At 61.3% G+C, this 2,764-nt stretch carries 3 protein-coding genes; all 3 read right to left on the reverse strand.

The genetic code is table 11. The annotated features are described in order from the left end of the window. Positions 1-1,427, reverse strand: a 1,427-nt coding sequence (gene tldD / locus RI563_RS06885) for a metalloprotease TldD (protein WP_310693630.1), incomplete at its 3' end; no start/stop codon positions are given. Then, positions 1,424-2,251 carry a carbon-nitrogen hydrolase family protein gene (locus RI563_RS06890; RefSeq protein ID WP_310693631.1) on the reverse strand — a complete coding sequence of 276 codons (828 nt, stop codon included), beginning with the start codon at positions 2,249-2,251 and terminating at the stop codon, positions 1,424-1,426. The genes tldD and RI563_RS06890, both read right to left, overlap by 4 nt. A 42-nt stretch (positions 2,252-2,293) precedes the next feature. Further along, on the reverse strand, positions 2,294-2,677 hold the full coding sequence (locus RI563_RS06895; protein WP_310693632.1) for a hypothetical protein: 384 nt from the start codon (positions 2,675-2,677) through the stop codon (positions 2,294-2,296). Positions 2,678-2,764: the final 87 nt, after the last annotated feature.

The following is a 2,764-nucleotide window of genomic DNA, read 5'->3' on the forward strand; positions in this document are numbered from 1 at the left end:
ACGGTGATGCTGCTGATCTTGAGAGTCGGCTGGCCGACGCCGACGGGGACGCTCTGGCCTTCTTTGCCGCAGACGCCGACGCCGCTGTCCAGTTGCAGGTCGTTGCCGACCATCTCGATCTTGTTCATCACGTCGGGGCCGTTGCCGATCAGGGTGGCGCCCTTGACCGGTCGGGTCACCTTGCCGTTTTCGATCAGATAGGCTTCGTTGGCGGAGAAGACGAAGCGCCCCGAGGTGATGTCCACCTGGCCGCCGCCAAAGTTGACGGCGTAAAGGCCTTTGTCCACCGAGGCGATGATCTCTTCGGGATCGCTGTCACCGGCCAGCATGTAGGTGTTGGTCATGCGCGGCATAGGCAGATGGGCATAGGATTCGCGCCGGCCGTTACCGGTGGCGGGCACGCCCATCAGCCGGGCGTTCATCTTGTCCTGCATGTAGCCTTTTAAAATCCCGTTTTCGATTAATACGTTATGGCCAGTGGGCGTGCCTTCGTCGTCCACATTCAGCGAGCCCCGGCGTTCGGCCAGGGTGCCATCGTCCACCACGGTACATAGTGTTGAGGCAACCTGCTCGCCGATCCGTCCGGCAAAGGCCGAACTGCCCTTGCGGTTGAAGTCGCCTTCCAGACCGTGGCCGACCGCTTCGTGCAGCAGCACCCCGGGCCAGCCCGGACCCAGCACCACCGGCATACTGCCGGCCGGCGCGTCGACCGCTTCGAGGTTGACCAGCGCCTGGCGCACGGCTTCGCGGGCATAGTGCAGGCCGCGCTCTTCCTGCTGAAAATAGTCGTAACTGATCCGACCGCCACCGCCGGCACTGCCCTGCTCGCGGCGCCCGTTGTGCTCGGCAATGACGTGTACATTGAGACGCACCAGCGGGCGCACATCCGCCCCCAGGGTGCCGTCGCTGGCGGCCACCAGTACCACTTCCTGAACACCACCCAGGCTGACGATCACCTGTTTGACGCGCGGATCCTGGCGCCGGGCTTCCCGGTCCAGCGCCTGCAACAGCGCGATTTTGTCGGCAGTGTCGAGCGAATCCAGCGGATCGCCCGGCTGATACAGTGCATGGCCGTTGTGTCGTTGCCAGCTTTGCACCTGGCCCGACTGGCCCTGGCGGGCAATGGCACGGGCGGCATTAGCCGCTTCGGTCAATGCCGGCAGCACAATCTCGTCGGAATAGGCAAAGCCGGTTTTCTCGCCGCTAATGGCACGCACGCCAACGCCCTGTTCGATGTTGTGACTGCCTTCGCGAACAATGCCGTCTTCCAGTACCCACGATTCCTGGCGGGCGAACTGGAAATAGAGATCGGCACTGTCAATGCGGTGGCCCATCAGTTGATCGAGCGTGCGTTGCAGCTCCTGTTCGCCGAGGCCGGCGGGGGACAGCAGGGTTTGCTGGGCGATGTCGAGTACAGGTTGGGTCATGAGATCACTTTACAGGGTATTTTACGGTGTTGCAGCGCCGGAAAGTTGCGCCGGGTATCGGTGATGCGTTTGGGGTTCACTTCGGCACTGACAAAGCCCGAGCCGCTGGGCAGCTGGTCCAGAATCAGGCCCCACGGATCCACAATCATACTATGGCCATAGGTTTCCCGGCCATTGACGTGATAGCCCCCTTGCGCGGCGGCGACCATGTAAACCAGGTTTTCGATCGCCCGGGCCCGGACCAGCACTTCCCAATGGGCCCGGCCGGTGATGGCGGTAAACGCCGAGGGCAGCGCGATCAGTTCCACGCCCTGATCCGCCATGCGCCGGAACAGCTCGGGGAAACGCAGATCGTAACAGACCGCCAGCCCCAGCTTGCCAAACGGGGTATCCACCACGGTGGGTTCACGGCCCGGCTCGATGGTCTCCGATTCATTGTAGGTTTCAGCGTTCTCTTCCAGATGCACGTCAAACAGGTGGACCTTGTCATAGCGGGCAACCTGTTCACCCTGATCGTTGATCAACAAACAGGCGGCCCGAATCCGGCTGGCATCCTCCGATTGCAATGGAATGGTGCCGCCCACGATCCAGGTGTTGTGTTTTCTCGCCTGCTCGGCGAGAAACTCCTGCATCGGCCCCTGCCCTGGCGCCTCCTGGTGTTTGACCTTGTCGGTTTCCTGCATGCCCATGATGGCAAAGTTTTCCGGTAAGACGATCAACTCGGCGCCGGCATCCACCGCCCGGCCGATCAGGCGACCGGCCTCGGTCAGATTGGCGCTCACATTGGGACCGGAAGCCATCTGGATAGCTGCCACACGTTTCATCAGGGTACCTCGTTAATAATGCAGGGAAAAAACCGCTCGGGATTACTCGACGCGCTCCTCCGGGAGTATCGTCATGACAGGTGGGGTTTTGTTACCGCCTGAAACCACTTCCAGCTCGATAACATTCATATTGGCGCTACCGGCACTCATTTCAAGATCGGTGGATGGCACACCCAGGGTAATCAACCAGGCGCGCAACTCGGCCGCCCACAGATTGCCCCGGTCACCACCGGGATGATGAATCCGCAAGCGGGCATTGGCCGTCGCCTGAAAATCCTGCATGGCCCGCGACAGGGCCGGCATGGCCACGACCGACTCGGGGTTGCGTGGCACAGACCATTGCTCCTGCGTTAGTCGATGTGCGGTATCAATCGCCAGAACCGTGCCACTGACGCACAGCAGGGTGACGCTCAGAATGATTTTCATGCGCCTAGAATACCATTAAACCGGCCACAGGGTCAGGTTCCGCAAAAGGGGGAGGGGTTACTGGCTGTTATTATCCAGCGGGGTAAT

It is taken from the genome of Thiohalophilus sp. (genome assembly GCF_031581315.1).
Classification (GTDB): domain Bacteria; phylum Pseudomonadota; class Gammaproteobacteria; order UBA6429; family Thiohalophilaceae; genus Thiohalophilus.

Bases quoted from the DNA above. Each gene is read 5' to 3' on its own strand.
- RI563_RS06895 (WP_310693632.1), bottom strand. From the start codon at position 2,677: ATGAAAATCATTCTGAGCGTCACCCTGCTGTGCGTCAGTGGCACGGTT.
- RI563_RS06890 (WP_310693631.1), bottom strand. From the start codon at position 2,251: ATGAAACGTGTGGCAGCTATCCAGATGGCTTCCGGTCCCAATGTGAGC.